We start from the raw sequence: 15,845 nt of genomic DNA, 5'->3' as shown, positions 1-15,845 counted from the left end.
GAGCGAGCTGCTCCGGCCCGGGGTTCCCGGCTTTTCCGCGCACTGCCGCCACCCTGCCCCAAAGCCGGGCTTTGAGGCGCTCAAAGCGCAAGTGTTAACGTGTTCGACATGAAGACAGCCGTGCGCCCGCATCCCAAGAGCCCCGCGCTCGTGGAGCGCCTGCATGTCGACCTCTGCCGCTGCATGTCCGCGGCCTGTCGCCGCGTCTGATCGGCCTCATGCGGCGGCGCCCCCCGTGCCGGGCGCCGCGCCCCCGTCCCCCGTGCTCCGTACCGAGCACACAGCTGCGTCCTCACCGGAGTGTCCCCATGTCCGCAGGTCCCGCGAGTCCCGAGAGTTCCCCGGCGAACTCCAACTCCACGGAGAACTCCACCGCCGGCCCCGGCGCCGGCCCCGCGAAGAAGTCCCGAATATCCGACAAGTTCCCGTTCTGGGCGCAGATCATCGCCGGTCTGGTCCTCGGTGTACTGCTCGGCTGGCTGGCCCGCAGCCAGGACATCAGCTGGCTCAAGTCCACCCTTGAGCACGTCGGCGGCATCTTCATCCAGCTGCTGAAGCTGGCGGTCGCCCCGCTCGTCTTCTTCGCGATCCTGGTGTCGATCACCAATCTGCGCAAGGTGAACAACGCCGCCCGGCTGGCCACCCGTACGGTCATGTGGTTCATGATCACCTCGCTGATCGCCGTCGTCATCGGCCTCGCGATCGGACTGATCACCAACCCCGGCGCCGGCACCGGCCTCACGCCCAAGGACGGCAAGGCTCCCGACGGCTCGGGCTCCTGGATCGACTTCCTGACCGGCATCGTGCCGACCGACGTCGTCACGCCCTTCACCCAGCTGAACGTCCTCCAGATCGTCTTCATGGCCGCCGTCGCCGGTATCGCCGCGCTCCAGCTCGGTGAGAAGGCCGAGCCGATCCTCAAGATCAGCGAGACCGTGCTCGAACTGCTCCAGAAGGCCCTGTGGTGGGTCATCCGCCTCGCGCCGCTGGGCACCATCGGGCTGATCGGCTTCGCCATCGCGGACTACGGCTGGGACCTGATCGGCAAGTACGCGACCTTCACCGCCGACATCTACGTCGGCTGCGCGATCGTCCTGTTCATCGTCTACCCGGTGCTGCTCGCGACGGTCGCCAAGGTCAACCCGCTGCAGTTCTTCAAGGGCGCCTGGCCCGCGATCCAGCTGGCGTTCGTCTCGCGCTCGTCGGTCGGCACCATGCCGGTCACCCAGCGGGTCACCGAGCGCCTCGGTGTGCCGAAGGAGTACGCCTCGTTCGCGGTGCCGTTCGGCTCGACCACCAAGATGGACGGCTGCGCCTCGATCTACCCGGCGATCGCCGCGATCTTCATCGCGCAGATCTTCGACGTGCATCTCGGCATCCAGGACTACATCCTGATCGCCTTCGTCTCGGTCATCGGCTCGGCGGCCACCGCCGGACTGACCGGCGCGACCGTGATGCTGACGCTGACCCTCTCCACGCTGGGGCTCCCGCTGGAGGGTGTGGGTCTGCTGATGGCGATCGACCCGATCCTGGACATGATGCGCACCGCGACCAACGTCGCGGGACAGGCCATGATCCCGGTCATCGTCTCGGCCCGCGAGAAGATCCTGGACCTCGACGCCTTCAACTCCGCTTCGGGCTCCCCGGTCGACGAGCCCGAGGTGCGGGCCTCCGACGCCGAGCAGAAGCCGTCGCTTCCGGTCGCCGCCTGACCGCTCTCCGGTCAGGGCTCGTTCCCGCCTGATCGTTCACGTCACGGCTCCGGCCCCTCCTCCGTACGACGGGGAGGGGCCGGAGCCGTACCCTTGCCAGGTGCGTACCAATCGGCTGGAGGGGCTCTGAGGTGAGTGCGGTCAAGGCGGTCAAGGCCAAGGCCAAGCGGATGCCGAGGGCGGTGCGCGAGCGGCAGATGATGGACGCCGCCGTGCGGACGTTCGGGCAGCGCGGCTACCGGGCCGCCTCGATGGACGAGATCGCCGAACTGGCGGGCGTGTCCAAGCCGCTGGTCTATCTCTACCTCAACTCCAAGGAAGAGCTCTTCACCGCGTGCATCCGCCGCGAGGCGCAGTCCCTGGTCGCCGCGGTACGGGCCGGGGTGGACCCCGACGACCCGGCGGACCGGCAGCTGTGGCGCGGTGTCGGGGCCTTCTTCGAGCACACCGCGGGACACCCGGACGGCTGGAACGTCCTGAACCACCAGGCGCGTACGCACGGGGAGCCGTTCGCCGCCGAAGTCGCCGCGATGCGCGACGAGATGGTGAACTTCGCGACGGGCCTGATCGCGGCGGCGGCCCGTGAGGCGCACCGCGACCCGGCCCTGCCCGACGGCGACGTGGCGGGCCTGGCCCAGGCGTTGGTGGGCGCCGCCGAATCCCTTGCCGGGTGGGCGAACGGCACGCCCGGGGTCTCGGCCAAGGAGGCCGCGTCGACGCTGATGAACTTCGCCTGGGCGGGCCTGGAGAACCTTATGAACGGGGAGCGCTGGGCGCCGTCACCACGCCCGTGAGGTGCACCCGTTCCGCCCCGGGCGCCCCACTGCGCACCTCGAAGCCGCCCGCCCCTGCGGCGTACGTGACGGTCCCCGGCAGCAGCACCGGGGCCCGGAACTCGATGCGTACATGCACGGCCTCCGGGGTCCCGGCCTCGGCCAGGCAGCGGGCGGCCGTCCACATGCCGTGCGCGATGGCCCGCGGGAAGCCGAAGAGCCTCGCGGTCAGCGGGTGGAGGTGGATCGGGTTGCGGTCACCCGAAGCGGCGCCGTACCGCCGGCCGAGCCCGGCGGGCAGCTCCCAGGTGGCGGTGGCGCCCCCGTCGACGGGGCCCGGCCCGGGTGGGCCGGTACGGTCCACGGATCCGGCCGGGACGGCGTGCCGGGCCAGATAGGTGCTGCGGGACTCCCAGACCAGCTCTCCGCCGAGCCGTGCCCCGGTCACCATGACGACTTCGGTGCCGCGCCGGTGGGGTCGCAACTCCTCGGCGTACACAGTCAGTTCGGGTCGGCTGTCCAGCGGCAGGGCGCGCTGTTGAATGATCTCGATCCCGGTGTGGACGAGCCCGAGCACCGGCAGCGGGAAGGCGCGCGCCGTCATCAGCCGCATGGCCAGCGGGAAGCCGAGCACATGCGGATAGGTGAGGGGGAGCGGATCGGCTCGGTCGAACCCGCAGACCCGGGCGTACGAGGCGAGCCGCCCGGGATCGACCCGGACCCCGGGCCACACCAGCCGCCCCCCGGGCAGCCGCGCACCGGCCGCCACGCCCCGTTTGAAGGGCGAGGTCACCGCGCCACGCACCATGGAGGTCAGCAGGCCGGGAGGGCGCGTGAGGCGGTCACTCATGGTCCGGGCTCCCTGATCCGTAGGGTATTTACTCCGGAGTAAAGTTACCTGCGGGTCAGGTCCTGGTCGAGGCGTGCGTACGGGGCGGGTACGTCAGGCGTCGGTGCGGGCGTACGAGACGAACGCGGACCAGGAACCGGTGGCGACGGCGAGCTGCGGGCCGTCGGCGACCTTGGAGTCGCGGATGTGGATGGCGGTGGGGCATGCGGCGATTTCTACGCACTGGCCGCCTTCGCCGCTGCTGTAGCTGGACTTCTGCCAGTTGTAGGCGACTTCGAGGCAATCGCCTCCCGATCCGCCGCTGTAGCTGGACTTGAACCAAGTGAATATTTCGGTGTTCATCGATCTCCCAGCATTTTCTCGATCAGCGCCAGAGACTCCTGGGGCGTGAGTGCTTGGGCTCGGATCATCCCATAGCGATCAGCGAGTTCGCGCACCTCGCGCGCGTCGGTGATCAAGCGAGGGTGCCCTTGAACTTCCGTGTAGCCCAGTTGCTGTTCACGTCTGGTGGTCAGGAGATTGAATGCCCCCTCCATGGTGGGGTGTTGCTCGCAGTCGGTCGGCAGTACCTGGACCTCCACTGTTCGTAGACGGCCGAGGCGCACGATCTGGGATAGCTGTTGTCGATGCACGGTGCGGCCTCCGATGGTGCGTTGGAGTACCGCTTCCTCAAAGACGAAGCTGAAGGTCGGCGATGGCCAGTGTTCAAATACCTGCTGCCGGTAGAGCCGGTCAGCGACTCGCTTCTCGATGGTCTCCACGCTCAGCAGCGGGCGCTGCTGAGTGAAGATCGCCCTTGCGTAGTCCTCGGTCTGAAGCAGGCCGTGCACCACCTGATTGCCATAGTGCAGCAGCTCCACCGCCTCCGCCTCCAGCTTCGCGTAACCGCGATACCAGTCCGGATGCCGCGTCCGCGCCTTCTTCATCGCCTCCCGTACGTCCGGGATCGCCGCCCTCAGTACCCCGCGCGCCCCCAGCACCCCGTCCGCCTGATCCAGCCACTCCGGCTGCGGGGTCCGTACGCCCCGTTCCATCGCCGAGATCAGGTCGAGCCCGACGTGCGTGGCCGTGCCCAGTTCCTTCTGGCCGAGGCCGGCCAGCTCCCGGAACACCTTCACCTGTCTGCCGACCGCCCGGAACAGATGGGCCGTACCGTCCGCCTCTGCGGGCAATTCCGGGCGCGCTTCCCGGTCTGCGGAATCCGTCATCGTGTTACGGCCTTTCCGGTCACGGCCGACGTGCCGTACAGGGCGCCGTCCGAACCCGTACAGCTACGCAGCGTGCGTATGTCACTACTGGTCAGGATAGGCGGGAGCGGCCACGCTCAGTCACATGAATGCTGAAATCGCCTCTGCCGCAGCCGTGTTCGTCCAACGCTTCAGCTCCACCCGTCGCGGTGCGCGCCTCGCCCGCAGGCTCGCCGTGCACCAACTCGACCAGTGGGCCGTGCCGCACGCGAGCACCCAGTCCGGTGCGGTCGAACTCGTCGTGGCCGAACTCGCCGCGAACGCCGTGACGCACGGGCACGTGGCCGGGCGGGACTTCGAGCTGAGGCTCGTGCTGTTCGACGACGGCGCCGTGCGGGTGGAGGTGGCGGACACCAGGGGCGAGCGGCGGCCCCGACTGCACCTCGGGCCGCCCGGTGTGACCGAGGGCGGCTACGGGCTGCTGCTGGTGGAGGCGCTGGCCGATGCCTGGGGGGTGGCCGAGCGCAGTGTCGGCAAAGTGGTCTGGGCGCGGATCGGGGTGGGGCCGGGCAGTTCCGCGACGGGCGGTCAAGTCGCCACTACGCGCAGTGTGTTGTGAGTAAAGAAGTGGGTCCTGTGCCGATTTTCTGACCGTTTTCCGGCCGTGCAGATTGGCATGGTCACAGGATGGTCACTAGGTTGACTCTCGAACCTTCGCACGGTTGATCACCCATCCGGGGTGGCGGCGAAGGCACCGCCGCGTCCGTGATGAGCACGGAGCCGGGGATTCATTTCCCCCCACAGCCCGGTAGGCGGCTCTGAGGAAGAAGGAGCCCGCCTCCGTGGCGTCCCACCGTCGTCCCAAGCAGCCGAGCCGTACCCGCGTGACCGTGCTCACCGCGACCGCCGCTGCCGCCGTGGCCCTGTCCTCCCAGGCCGCCCAGGCCGATCCCAAGCCGAGCAAGAGCGAGGTGAAGGCGAAGGTCGACAAGCTCTACGACGAGGCGGAGGTGGCCACCGAGCACTACAACGCGGCCAAGGAGCAGCAGCAGAAGCTGGAGAAGCAGACCGGCGAGCTCCAGGACAGGGTGGCCCGGGGGCAGCAGGAGCTCAACACACTCCGGGCCGGGCTCGGTTCGATCGCCGCCTCGCAGTACCGCGACGGAGGGATCGACCCCTCGGTGCAGCTCTTCCTCGACTCCGACCCGGACAGCTTCCTCGACCGGGCCTCCGCACTCGACCAGCTGACGGCCCGCCAGGCCGAGTCGCTGACGAAGATCCAGAAGAAGCAGCGCCTGCTCGCGCAGCAGCGCAAGGAGGCCCAGGGCAAGCTGAGCGACCTCTCGGCCGTCCGCAAGACGCTCGGCGAGCGGAAACAGCAGCAGCAGGTCAAGCTCGCCGAGGCGCGGAAGGTGCTCAACACCCTGACCGTCGCCGAGCGGGCGAAGATGCGCGAGGACGACACGCGGGCCAGCCGCTCAGCCGGTGAGCGGGTCGAACTCGGCCACGAGGCCCCCGCGTCGGCCCTCGGCGCCGCCGCCCTCCAGGCCGCCGCGACCAGGGTGGGCAAGCCGTACGTACGCAGCGCCACCGGCCCCAACGCCTTCGACTGCTCGGGCCTGACCCAGTGGTCGTACGCCCAGGCCGGCGCCCAGATCACCCGCACCACGTTCACCCAGATCAACGAGGGCACCCGCATCGCGCGCAGCCAGCTGAAACCGGGCGACCTGGTCTTCTTCAACAACACCCAGCACGTGGGGCTCTACGCGGGGAACAACACCGTGCTCCACGCGCCGTACCCGGGCGCCTACGTCCGCTACGAGTCGATGAACACCATCGGGTCCTTCCAGGCCGCGGTGCGTATCTGACCGGGGCCTGAGCCTGGGCGGCTCCGGCCGACCCGTGGGCCCCGGCTCCCTGCTCCGCGTGAGGTCCGGCAGTGCCTGTGAGCTCCCCCTTGTTCCCAAGTCCCGCGGTCGAGGGGGGTGTTAGCCTGGCCAGCCGCTCTGGGAGGTCCATGGGCAAGGGGGATGCACAGTGGCACGACCGGACGATCCGGCTGGGGAGACGCCGGAGCAGCTGAAGAAGCGTGCCGGTGATCTGCGGGCCTGCGCGCGCAAGGCCCGTTCGCTCGCCAAGAAGCTCGGACCCCATCTCGACGGCGCAGCGAAGAAGGCCCGGCAGACCGATCCGCCGGTCTGGCGCGGGCCGTTCGCCGCGCAGTCGACGCGGCAGATCGTGAACCGCAGGGGCACGCTGAGGCAGATGGCGTCCGCGCTCATGAACGACGCCGGCCGCTGGGACACCGAGGCGGACCGGCTCGACGATCAGGCGAAGACCGCGTCGGCCAAGCGGAAGACGGGACCGGGGCATTGACCGAGTTCCGTGGCTTCGACAGCGCCGAGATACGCTCCCTCGCTTCCAGTCTGCGCAGACTGGGTGGGGACGCCCGCGGTCTGCACCGGGACGTGGCCTCCGTCCTCACCGAGGCGGCCCAGCTCATGAAGGGCAAACCGGCCACCACGGACCCGCTCCTGGAGCCGCTGGTGGGGCAGGTCTTCTTCATGCCGTCGCTCTTCGGCGGCGGCCCCACACAGATGCCGGGAGTGCTCGACGGCGAACTCGGCGACATGGCCGACTCGATGGACCGCCGCAGCAAGCAGCTCGACGAGTGCAAGGTCCTGATCGACCACGGCTACGCGGTCGATCCGGCTCTGCTCTTCGCGGACGAGGCCCCCGCCGATGAGCAGCACATCAAGGACGCGCTGAAGCAGCTGAAGGACCTCGAAGGCAAGGATTTCGGCACCAACGGCAACCGCGACGACCTGAAGAAGGTCGAGAGCATGCTGGACGGGATGACCTCCGCCGAGCTGGACGCCTTCTTCGACCAGGCTTCCGCAGCTGATCTGAAGCGCTACAACGACCTGATCAACGACACGGACGACAGCGGCTGGAAGTGGTGGGACGAGAACGGCCTGCCCGAGGGCGAGCGCCGTGACCATCTCAGCGGGATCCTGGCGAAGCTCGGCCCCGCACACTGGGCCAAGGCCCAGGCGGCCTTTCCCGGAACGCAACCGGGATTCGACACGACGGACGCCTACCTGGACGGCAAGAATTCCCAGTCCGGTGCGGATGCCAAGGGAATGCACTGGGGTGTGCCGTCCGATCCGTTGTTCGCCCCCGGATCGGACGGCAAGGACATCACCGCGGCCGACATCAACCAGGGCCGGTTCGGCGACTGCTGGTACATCGCGTCGCTCACGTCGACGGCCCAGGTGAACCCGCAATTCATCCGTGACGGGATCAAACAGAATCCCAATGGGACCGTCAATGTCCGCATCTGGGACAAGGACGGCAATCAGAGATGGGTCACCGTCACCCCGGACGTACCGCTCGACAAGGACGGCACCCCCATGACGGCTCACGCCAAGGGAGCCATGTGGCCCGCCTATTACGAGAAGGCCTTCGCCCTCGTCTACGGTGACGACGACGGCGGTGCGCCCGACGGCCACGAGGGCGACAAGCGCTACGACCGCACCGAGCACGGGTCGTACGGGGCGATCGAGTGGGACTACAACGAGAAGGCCCCTCCCTATGTCACCGGTCACGATTCCCAGGGCATCGACAACGACGTCGACTCCGTACGGAACAGTTTCGAATCCGGACACCCGGTCATCGTCAGCACGGGCAGCGGGGACGATGTGAACAAGAAGGGCCAGGGCAAATGGGGAACGACGTTCTCCACCCGGCACGTGTACTTCGTCAAGGGGTTCAGGGGCGGCAAGATCGTCCTCGGTAACCCGTGGGGCCCGCCCAACAAGGACATCGAGGCCACGCCCGACGAGTACCAGGAGTTCTTCAACAATCCGCAGGCTCTGGAGGTGCCCACGTCATGAAGGCTGTCCGATCCGCCGCGGCCTGCGGTTGTGTGCTGCTCGCCGTGGGCTGTGGTGCGTCGTCCGGGAAGCAGGCCGCTTCCTCGCCGTCCCCCAGTGCTTCCGCGACGCGTCCCGTACCCCCCGCCGACAAGGGCCCGGTGTGCGCCGGGGACGCGGCGGCGAAGGGGCTCCATGTGCTGCGCGGCGGCTCCGCCGAGCTGCCCGGTGGCGGGGGGACCGTGTCGTACAAGGAGGCGCGGGCGGACGGCTCGGCCCGTACCGCGGTGCTGACCGGCGGGGCGGGGGCCGGTGGGCAGGGGACCGGTGGGTCGGGAGCCGGTTCCGGGGCGCGGACCGTGAAGCCCGGCCAGGACGTCACTCTGGGCGGCGCCGCATTCACGGTGGCGCAGATCTGCACGTACCGCGTCGTACTCACACCGAAGGGCCAGAAGCACGTGACCGAACCACCGCAGCCCAGCTCCGCGGCCACCTGGCCGTCCCTGACCGAGGGGCGTTTCCGCCTCAGGTGGCACGTGCCGGACAACGAGTACAGCGGGCAGTACAGCGCCGTGGTGACGGAGATCAACCCCGGTCCGCGCGCCGACATCGGCATTTCCAGCCGGGACGGCGGGGACGCCGCCTACCGGGACGCCCGCGTGGGCGACACCCTGGAATTCGCCGGGCGGCTGTGGAAGGTGGCGGCCATCGAGACCGGGGACGGCAGCCCGGCCGAGAGCAACCCGCACTCCGGGTGGGTGGACCTCCAGCTGGTCGGTCCTGCGGGAGGCTGATCCCTCCCCCTGGCTCCCTCGCCGCGGCTGCACGGCCCAAGGCTCCCGCGTTCCGGTCCCTCCGGCATGCGCTCCCCGCTGTGCCCCCTCACGCCCCCAGCAGGCTCTGTCCGCAGACCCGTACGACCTGGCCGTTCACGCCGCCCGACGCGGGGTGGGCGAACCAGGCCGTCGTCTCCGCGACGTCCACCGGGAGGCCGCCCTGGCCCAGGGAGTTCATCCGGCGGCCCGCCTCGCGGATGAAGAGCGGGACCGCGGCCGTCATCTTCGTCTCGATGAAGCCGGGCGCCACCGCGTTGAGCGTGATGCCCTGTTCCGCGAGCCGGGGGGCCAGCGTCCGTACCAGGCCGATGATGCCCGCCTTGCTGGCCGCGTAGTTGGTCTGGCCGGTGTTCCCCGCGATCCCGGCGATCGACGCGGTGGCGACGATCCGGCCGCCCGGCCGCAGCGCGTCCGCCGCGAGCAGGGCGTCCGTGGTCCGCAGCACGCTGTCCAGGTTCACGTCCAGCACGCTCGCCCAGCGGTCGGTCGCCATGTTGGCGAGGCGGCGGTCGCGGGTGATGCCCGCGTTGTGGACCAGGATGTCCAGACCGCCCGGGACCGCGGCGGCGATCCGCTCCGCCGCGTCGGGCGCGGTGATGTCCAGCGGGAGCGCGGTCGCCCCGAGCGAGTCCGCCGTACGCGCCAACTCGTCCCGGGACTGCGGGACATCGAGGCAGACCAGCCGTGCCCCGTCCCGGGCGAGGGTCGCCGCCACCGAGGCGCCGATACCGCGTGCGGAGCCGGTGACCAGCGCCGTGCGCCCGGCGAGCGGCAGCTCCCAGCTCTCCGGGGCGGTGGTCGCCGCATCCGGTCCGGCCGCGCCGATCTCGATGACCTGCCCGCTCACGTACGCGGACTTCGGCGACAGCAGGAACCGCAGCGTCGACTCGGCCGCCGCCGCGGAGACCGTCCTGACCAGCTGGACCGTGCGGCCCCGGCCGATCTCCTTGCCCAGCGAGCGCACGAAGCCCTCCAGGGCCTGCTGCGCGGCCGCCTGGTGGTGGTCGTCGCCGGAGAGCGGCGCGCCCAGCACCACGACCCGGCCGCCCGGCGCGAGGGACCGTACGACGGGGTGCAGCGCGCCGTGCACCTCCGCGAGGGCGGCCACCGTGGTGACACCGGTCGCGTCGACCACTACGGCGGCCGGGCGTTCGCCCTCCGCCACGGTTCCGGAAGGCCCGGCGGTCCCGGAAGCCCGGGAGGTCGCGGACGCCCTGGCGGTCCCGGCCGTCCCGGAGGCCCCGGCGGCCTCCAGTCCGGTGCGGGCGAGTATGTCGGTGAGGCCCGCCAGACCCGGCACGCCCGCCGTCCGGTGCAGCAAGGTGCCGTCCAGGCGCGGGTGTTCGGGCGACCAGCGGCGCAGCTGCGCCGGTTGCGGCAGCCCGAGCCGCCCCGTCAGGAAACGGCCGGGCGCTGTGCCGGTGAAGTGCAGATAGCGATCGGCCATTGTCCAGGCTCCTTGCGGCATCGTAGATTTACTGTTGAGTAAGGTTACTCAAGAGTCAGGAGCTGGTCGAGATGGTGCCCCTCAAGGTCGCTGTGATCGGAGGCAACCGCCTCCCCTTCGCGCGCTCGGACGGCCCGTACGCCACCGTGTCCAACCAGGCCATGCTGACGGCGGCGCTGGACGGACTCGTCGAGCGCTTCGGCCTGGAGGGCGAGCGGATCGGCGAGTTCGCCGCGGGCGCGGTCCTCAAGCACAGCCGCGACTTCAACCTCGCCCGGGAGACCGTGCTCGGCTCACGCCTCGACCCGCGCACACCCGCGTACGACATCCAGCAGGCGTGCGGTACGGGCCTCCAGGCCGTCATCGCCACCGCCAACAAGATCGCGCTCGGCGCCATCGACTCGGCGGTCGCCGGTGGTTCGGACACCGCGAGCGACGCGCCCATCGGCGTCAACGACCAGCTGCGGAAGATCCTCCTGGAGGCGCGCAGAGCCCCCTCAACGGCCGGGCGGCTCAAGGCACTCGCCCGTATCCGCCCCGGCCATCTCGTCCCCGACATCCCGCGCAACGCCGAGCCCCGTACCGGGCTCTCGATGGGGGAGCACGCGGCGCGCACCGCGCGCGAATGGGAGATCGGCCGCGCCGATCAGGACGCGCTGGCCGCCGCCAGCCACCAGCGGCTCGCAGCCGCGTACGAACGGGGCTTCTTCCAGGACCTGGTCACCCCCTTCCACGGCCTGGACCGGGACCAGAACCTGCGCCCCGGCTCCACCGTCCAGAAACTCGCCACGCTGAAGCCGGTGTTCGGCAACGGGCAGCCCAACGCGACCATGACGGCGGGCAATTCGACCCCGCTCACCGACGGCGCGGCGACGGTGCTCCTGGCGAGCGAGGAGTGGGCGCGCGAACGGGGACTCGAACCGCTGGCGTATCTGACGCTGTACGAGACGGCGGCCGTCGACTACGTCAACGGTCCTGACGGGCTGCTGATGGCGCCCGCGTACGCCGTCCCGCGCCTGCTGGAGCGGGCCGGCCTCGCCCTGGACGACTTCGACCTCTTCGAGATCCACGAGGCGTTCGCGTCCCAGGTGCTCGCCACGCTGGCCGCCTGGGAGAAACAGGGACTTCCCCCGGTCGACCGTACGAAGCTCAACGTCGCGGGCTCCTCGCTCGCCACCGGCCACCCCTTCGCGGCGACCGGAGCCCGCATCGTCGCCACCCTGGCCAAGCTGCTCGCGGAGCGGGAGGCTCCGGGGCGGGGGCTGATCTCCCTCTGCGCGGCGGGCGGGCAGGGCGTGGCGGCGGTACTCGAACGCCCCTGAGCGGTCGCCGGTGACCGGTGCACCACGCCCCCCTGACCGGTCGGACGCACCACGCCCCCTGACCGGTCGGACGCACCACGCCCCCTGACCGGTCGGACGCACCCCCCGACGTACCGGACGGCCGGCCTGCCCGACGTACCAGGACGGCCGCCCCGACATACCAGCCGACCTCACGCACCACGCCCACCTGACGTACCAGGACATGAGGAGCCGCATGTGACCGTGTCAGAGTCCGTACAGCAGCTGGAACCGCGGAAGCGGCGGGTGGACGGAGTGGTGCGGGAGGTCTCCGTACCACCGCTGGTCCGGCCCGTCGCCTGCGGTTCGCTCGCCGACATCCCCTTCGACAACGCCCACCAGGCACCCGACGAGCCGGTCCTCAGCCGGAAGCAGCCCGACGGCCGCTGGGCCGATGTGTCCGCCATGGAGTTCGCCGTCGAGGTGCAGGCCGTCGCCAAGGGGCTGATCGCGTCGGGCCTGGCGGCGGGCGACCGCCTCGCGATCATGGCCAGGACCACCTACGAGTGGACGCTCCTGGACTTCGCCTCCTGGGCGGCCGGTCTCGTCACCGTCCCGGTCTACCCCACGTCCTCCGCCTTCCAGGCCCGCTGGATCCTCCAGGACTCCGGCGCGGTCGCCTGCGCCGTCGAGAACAAGGAGCAGGCCCGGCTGGTCAGCGTCGAGCGCCGCCAGCTGCCCGCCCTGGCCCACCTCTGGGAGTTCGACACCGGCGCGATCCGCATCCTGAAGGACGCCGGCCGGGACGTCCCCGACGAGGCGGTGGCCGAACGCCGCTCCCGCCGCACGCCGTCCTCCGCCGCCACCCTGATCTACACCTCGGGCACCACGGGCCGCCCCAAGGGCTGCGTTCTCACCCACGCCAACTTCTTCGCCGAGGTGGACAACGCGGTCGAGCTGCTCCACCCGGTCTTCAGATCGGTGAGCAAGGACCCCGCTTCGACCCTGCTCTTCCTGCCGCTCTCGCATGTCTTCGGGCGGATGGTGGCGATCGGCTGTATGCGGGCCCGGGTGCGCCTCGGGCACGCCCCCAGCATCAGCACCGACGACCTCCTCGCCGACCTCGCCGGATTCCGTCCGACGTTCCTGCTGGCGATCCCGTACGTCCTGGAGAAGGTCTACAACACCGGCCGCGCCACCGCCGAGAAGATGGGCCGGGCCGCGTCCTTCGACCGCGCCGCGCGGATCGCTCGGCGGTACGGGGAGGCGCTGGAGGCCGCCGAGCACGGCACCGGGTCCGGACCCGGCCCCGGGCTGCGGCTGGCGCACGCCGTGTACGACCCGCTGGTCTACCGGCGGATCCGGGCGGCGCTCGGCGGCCGGGTGCGGTACGCGATCTGCGGCGGCTCACCGCTCGGCCGGCGGCTCGCGGCGTTCTACGCGGGCGCCGGGATCCAGATCTTCGAGGGGTACGGCCTCACCGAGACGACCGCGGCGGCGACGGTCACCCCGCCGCTGCGGCCCCGGCTCGGCACGGTCGGCTGGCCGCTGCCCGGCACCGCGGTCCGGATCGCGGACGACGGCGAGGTGCTGCTCAGCGGCGGCCAGGTCTTCGGCGGCTACTGGGACGGGCAGCGCGGCGAGCCCGCCGGGAACGCCGCCGGCCAGTGGTTCGCCACGGGCGACGTGGGCGAGCTGGACGAGGACGGCTACCTCACGATCACCGGCCGCAAGAAGGACCTCATCATCACATCGGGCGGCAAGAACGTGGCGCCCGCGCCCCTGGAGGACTGGCTGCGGGCACACCCGCTGGTCGGCCAGTGCATGGTGGTCGGTGACAACCGCAGCTATGTCACCGCGCTGATCACCCTGGAGCCGGACGGCCTGGCGCACTGGCGGCAGATGCGGAAGAAGACGGGGGTCCCGATGCGGGAACTGGTCGTGGACGAGGAGCTGCGCGCGGCCCTGCAACGCGCGGTCGACGAGGCGAACCGGCTGGTGTCGCGGGCCGAGTCGATCCGGAAGTTCACGGTGCTCCCGGTGGACTTCACCGAGGAGAGCGGGCATCTGACGCCCTCGCTGAAGCTGAAGCGGGCGGCGATAGCCAAGGACTTCGCGGAGCAGATCGAGGAGCTGTACCGGCGGTAGGCCCCCTGGTCCGGGCCTCTCGTCCCGGTGCTGCGGCACGGGCACAGAGGCAGGAGCCCCTTCCGGTACGCGAACGTACCGGAAGGGGCTCCTTGGGTGGTGCTATCCCGACCGCGATCCGATCGGCCCGGGCAACTAGGCCGGGGTGACGTTCTCCGCCTGCGGACCCTTCGGGCCCTGCGTGACGTCGAAGTTCACGAGCTGGTTCTCCTCAAGCGAGCGGAAACCAGACGCGTTGATCGCGGAATAGTGGACGAAGACATCCGGGCCGCCGCCGTCCTGGGCGATGAAGCCGAAGCCCTTTTCAGCGTTGAACCACTTGACGGTTCCGGTAGCCATAAGCCCTCCTTGGGCCAAAGGGTTGCCCTGCTCCAGAACCTGCTAAGAAGTCTGAAAACTACAAAAGCCTGCGGGTCACATGCTCCGCAGGCTCTGTACTGCAAGGGAAACCAAACTGCAACTTGCGGCGAGCCTAGCACGCGCCCGCGCGCACGCGGTAGAGGTGAAGATCACTTCACCCGGACGTTTGGCCGCAGTGCGTCGCGCTGACGGACCACCCTGCGTTTTCCAGCGTACAACGCGGGTCTAGCCTCACGATGTGGACAATTCATACGCCGAACAGGCCACCGCACCCGCCGCCGGACACGCCGCAGGGAACGCCCAGGACCACGCCGCCGCAGCCGACCACCGTCGCGCCCGGCCCCGCGTCGGTCACATCCAGTTCCTGAACTGTCTCCCGCTCTACTGGGGGCTGGCCCGCACCGGCACCCTGCTGGACCTGGAGCTGACCAAGGACACCCCCGAGAAGCTCAGCGAGCAGCTGGTGCGGGGCGACCTCGACATCGCGCCCGTCACCCTCGTCGAGTTCCTGAAGAACGCCGACGACCTGGTGGCCTTCCCCGACCTGGCGGTCGGCTGCGACGGCCCCGTGATGTCCTGCGTGATCGTCTCCAAGAAGCCGCTGGAGCAGCTCGACGGCGCCCGCGTCGCACTCGGCTCCACCTCACGCACCTCCGTACGGCTCGCACAGCTCCTGCTCGCCGAGCGGTACGAGGTCACCCCCGACTACTACCGCTGCCCGCCCGACCTGGGCGTGATGATGCAGGAGGCCGACGCCGCCGTCCTCATCGGCGACGCCGCACTGCGCGCCGCGCTGCACGACGCCCCCAAGCTCGGCCTCCAGGTCCACGACCTGGGCCAGATGTGGAAGGAGTGGACGGGCCTGCCGTTCGTCTTCGCGGTCTGGGCGGCCCGCAAGGACTACGCCGCCCGCGAGCCCGAGGTCGTGAAGGCGGTCCACGAGGCGTTCCTGTCCTCCCGCGACGTCTCGCTGGAGGAGGTCACCAAGGTCGCCGAGCAGGCATCGCACTGGGAGGTCTTCGACGCGGAGCTGCTTGAGCGCTACTTCACGACGCTGGACTTCCGCTTCGGGCCCGACCAGCTGAAGGGCGTCAGGGAGTTCGCCCGCCGGGTCGGCGCCACGACGGGCTTCCCGTCGGACGTGCATGTCGAACTGCTGGGGTCCTGAGGGGGGTTGCGGAAGCCGGGCCCGGTGCGAGGAGACACGGGAGGCCACCGGGCCCGCCTTCCTCCCCGAACCGCCCGGCCGTGCCGCACCCGCGCGGTGCCCGGTGCCGTACGGGCATGTGTTCCTGCCCGCGTTCGCAAGCATTAGCCTCAGTGAACCCATAGGACGAGCGCGACACCCAGGGCCGGCGGACCACCCGGGGCCGGCAG

15 protein-coding genes are annotated in these 15,845 nt (G+C 70.3%); 10 read left to right on the top strand and 5 right to left on the bottom strand.

What is annotated here, in order from left to right:
* Positions 1-308 precede the first annotated feature (308 nt).
* Positions 309-1,712: a dicarboxylate/amino acid:cation symporter gene (locus ACWGKJ_RS02735; protein ID WP_385034188.1), complete on the top strand. Its 1,404-nt coding sequence runs from the start codon at positions 309-311 to the stop codon at positions 1,710-1,712.
* Positions 1,713-1,882: 170 nt separating this feature from the next.
* Entirely contained in the window at positions 1,883-2,506 is a 624-nt protein-coding gene (locus ACWGKJ_RS02730) for a TetR/AcrR family transcriptional regulator (protein WP_385018765.1), read from the top strand.
* Here the strand turns inward: ACWGKJ_RS02730 and ACWGKJ_RS02725 are convergent.
* From ACWGKJ_RS02725 to ACWGKJ_RS02715, 3 genes are all read right to left on the bottom strand, one after another.
* The gene (locus ACWGKJ_RS02725; RefSeq protein ID WP_385018571.1) at positions 2,466-3,335 is read right to left on the bottom strand and encodes a MaoC family dehydratase; all 870 of its coding nucleotides are present in this window, start codon (positions 3,333-3,335) and stop codon (positions 2,466-2,468) included. The two genes, ACWGKJ_RS02730 and ACWGKJ_RS02725, sit on opposite strands and share 41 nt — an antisense overlap.
* 93 nt (positions 3,336-3,428) lie before the next feature.
* Positions 3,429-3,677: a DUF397 domain-containing protein gene (locus ACWGKJ_RS02720; protein ID WP_385018573.1), complete on the bottom strand. Its 249-nt coding sequence runs from the start codon at positions 3,675-3,677 to the stop codon at positions 3,429-3,431.
* Entirely contained in the window at positions 3,674-4,543 is an 870-nt protein-coding gene (locus ACWGKJ_RS02715; RefSeq protein WP_385018576.1) for a helix-turn-helix domain-containing protein, read from the bottom strand. The genes ACWGKJ_RS02720 and ACWGKJ_RS02715 overlap by 4 nt, the downstream gene beginning before the upstream one ends.
* 124 nt (positions 4,544-4,667) lie before the next feature.
* Between ACWGKJ_RS02715 and ACWGKJ_RS02710 the strand changes: the two genes are divergently transcribed.
* From ACWGKJ_RS02710 to ACWGKJ_RS02690, 5 genes are all read left to right on the top strand, one after another.
* Entirely contained in the window at positions 4,668-5,141 is a 474-nt protein-coding gene (locus ACWGKJ_RS02710) for an ATP-binding protein (RefSeq protein ID WP_385018578.1), read from the top strand.
* 223 nt (positions 5,142-5,364) lie between these two features.
* Complete coding sequence (locus ACWGKJ_RS02705) at positions 5,365-6,390, top strand: C40 family peptidase (protein ID WP_385018580.1); 1,026 nt, start codon at positions 5,365-5,367, stop codon at positions 6,388-6,390.
* A gap of 169 nt (positions 6,391-6,559) precedes the next feature.
* On the top strand, positions 6,560-6,898 hold the full coding sequence (locus ACWGKJ_RS02700) for a hypothetical protein (RefSeq protein ID WP_385018582.1): 339 nt from the start codon (positions 6,560-6,562) through the stop codon (positions 6,896-6,898).
* Positions 6,895-8,418 (top strand): C2 family cysteine protease, encoded by a 1,524-nt coding sequence (locus tag ACWGKJ_RS02695; protein WP_385018584.1) that lies wholly within the window; start codon positions 6,895-6,897, stop codon positions 8,416-8,418. Before ACWGKJ_RS02700 ends, ACWGKJ_RS02695 begins: the two co-directional genes overlap by 4 nt.
* Entirely contained in the window at positions 8,415-9,191 is a 777-nt protein-coding gene (locus ACWGKJ_RS02690; protein ID WP_385018586.1) for a hypothetical protein, read from the top strand. Before ACWGKJ_RS02695 ends, ACWGKJ_RS02690 begins: the two co-directional genes overlap by 4 nt.
* An 88-nt stretch (positions 9,192-9,279) precedes the next feature.
* On the opposite strand, the gene ACWGKJ_RS02685 is transcribed toward ACWGKJ_RS02690, so the two are convergent.
* Positions 9,280-10,680 (bottom strand): 3-oxoacyl-ACP reductase, encoded by a 1,401-nt coding sequence (locus ACWGKJ_RS02685; protein ID WP_385018588.1) that lies wholly within the window; start codon positions 10,678-10,680, stop codon positions 9,280-9,282.
* A 71-nt stretch (positions 10,681-10,751) separates the two neighbouring features.
* Between ACWGKJ_RS02685 and ACWGKJ_RS02680 the strand changes: the two genes are divergently transcribed.
* Both ACWGKJ_RS02680 and ACWGKJ_RS02675 read left to right on the top strand, forming a co-directional pair.
* Entirely contained in the window at positions 10,752-12,002 is a 1,251-nt protein-coding gene (locus ACWGKJ_RS02680) for an acetyl-CoA C-acetyltransferase (RefSeq protein WP_385018590.1), read from the top strand.
* A 216-nt stretch (positions 12,003-12,218) separates the two neighbouring features.
* Positions 12,219-14,108 (top strand): AMP-dependent synthetase/ligase, encoded by a 1,890-nt coding sequence (locus ACWGKJ_RS02675; protein WP_385018592.1) that lies wholly within the window; start codon positions 12,219-12,221, stop codon positions 14,106-14,108.
* 135 nt (positions 14,109-14,243) lie between these two features.
* Here the strand turns inward: ACWGKJ_RS02675 and ACWGKJ_RS02670 are convergent, their stop codons facing one another.
* Entirely contained in the window at positions 14,244-14,447 is a 204-nt protein-coding gene (locus ACWGKJ_RS02670; protein WP_008738468.1) for a cold-shock protein, read from the bottom strand.
* A 376-nt stretch (positions 14,448-14,823) separates the two neighbouring features.
* On the opposite strand from ACWGKJ_RS02670, the gene ACWGKJ_RS02665 reads away from it, so the two are divergent.
* Positions 14,824-15,636 (top strand): menaquinone biosynthetic enzyme MqnA/MqnD family protein, encoded by an 813-nt coding sequence (locus ACWGKJ_RS02665; RefSeq protein WP_385018767.1) that lies wholly within the window; start codon positions 14,824-14,826, stop codon positions 15,634-15,636.
* The last annotated feature ends 209 nt before the right edge of the window (positions 15,637-15,845 follow it).

It is taken from the genome of Streptomyces sp. NPDC054757, from assembly GCF_053612185.1.
This window is presented reverse-complemented; position numbering and strand designations above follow the sequence as displayed.

Coding starts and splice junctions, on each gene's coding strand:
- ACWGKJ_RS02735 (WP_385034188.1), top strand. CDS start 309: ATGTCCGCAGGTCCCGCGAGTCCCGAGAGTTCCCCGGCGAACTCCAAC.
- ACWGKJ_RS02730 (WP_385018765.1), top strand. CDS start 1,883: ATGCCGAGGGCGGTGCGCGAGCGGCAGATGATGGACGCCGCCGTGCGG.
- ACWGKJ_RS02725 (WP_385018571.1), bottom strand. CDS start 3,335: ATGAGTGACCGCCTCACGCGCCCTCCCGGCCTGCTGACCTCCATGGTG.
- ACWGKJ_RS02720 (WP_385018573.1), bottom strand. CDS start 3,677: ATGAACACCGAAATATTCACTTGGTTCAAGTCCAGCTACAGCGGCGGA.
- ACWGKJ_RS02715 (WP_385018576.1), bottom strand. CDS start 4,543: ATGACGGATTCCGCAGACCGGGAAGCGCGCCCGGAATTGCCCGCAGAG.
- ACWGKJ_RS02710 (WP_385018578.1), top strand. CDS start 4,668: ATGAATGCTGAAATCGCCTCTGCCGCAGCCGTGTTCGTCCAACGCTTC.
- ACWGKJ_RS02690 (WP_385018586.1), top strand. CDS start 8,415: ATGAAGGCTGTCCGATCCGCCGCGGCCTGCGGTTGTGTGCTGCTCGCC.
- ACWGKJ_RS02685 (WP_385018588.1), bottom strand. CDS start 10,680: ATGGCCGATCGCTATCTGCACTTCACCGGCACAGCGCCCGGCCGTTTC.
- ACWGKJ_RS02680 (WP_385018590.1), top strand. CDS start 10,752: ATGGTGCCCCTCAAGGTCGCTGTGATCGGAGGCAACCGCCTCCCCTTC.
- ACWGKJ_RS02670 (WP_008738468.1), bottom strand. CDS start 14,447: ATGGCTACCGGAACCGTCAAGTGGTTCAACGCTGAAAAGGGCTTCGGC.